Source organism: Enterobacter sp. 04-C-12-SI-ECC (assembly GCF_047530715.1).
In the GTDB taxonomy this organism is placed as follows: Bacteria; Pseudomonadota; Gammaproteobacteria; order Enterobacterales; family Enterobacteriaceae; genus Enterobacter; species Enterobacter bugandensis.
On record NZ_JBLKDI010000056.1, the window covers coordinates 1 to 552 of the forward strand.

The 552-nt window shown below is 54.7% G+C and carries 1 protein-coding gene; it reads left to right on the forward strand.

Translation table 11 applies throughout. The annotated features are described in order from the left end of the window. Nucleotides 1-63: 63 nt before the first annotated feature. Nucleotides 64-552 (forward strand): IS6-like element IS26 family transposase (locus tag ACMWL8_RS25120; RefSeq protein WP_001067846.1); only part of this gene is annotated, 489 nt, incomplete at its 3' end.

Genomic DNA, 552 nt, shown 5'->3' on the forward strand with positions numbered 1-552 from the left:
GGCACTGTTGCAAATAGTCGGTGGTGATAAACTTATCATCCCCTTTTGCTGATGGAGCTGCACATGAACCCATTCAAAGGCCGGCATTTTCAGCGTGACATCATTCTGTGGGCCGTACGCTGGTACTGCAAATACGGCATCAGTTACCGTGAGCTGCAGGAGATGCTGGCTGAACGCGGAGTGAATGTCGATCACTCCACGATTTACCGCTGGGTTCAGCGTTATGCGCCTGAAATGGAAAAACGGCTGCGCTGGTACTGGCGTAACCCTTCCGATCTTTGCCCGTGGCACATGGATGAAACCTACGTGAAGGTCAATGGCCGCTGGGCGTATCTGTACCGGGCCGTCGACAGCCGGGGCCGCACTGTCGATTTTTATCTCTCCTCCCGTCGTAACAGCAAAGCTGCATACCGGTTTCTGGGTAAAATCCTCAACAACGTGAAGAAGTGGCAGATCCCGCGATTCATCAACACGGATAAAGCGCCCGCCTATGGTCGCGCGCTTGCTCTGCTCAAACGCGAAGGCCGGTGCCCGTCTGACGTTGAACACCGA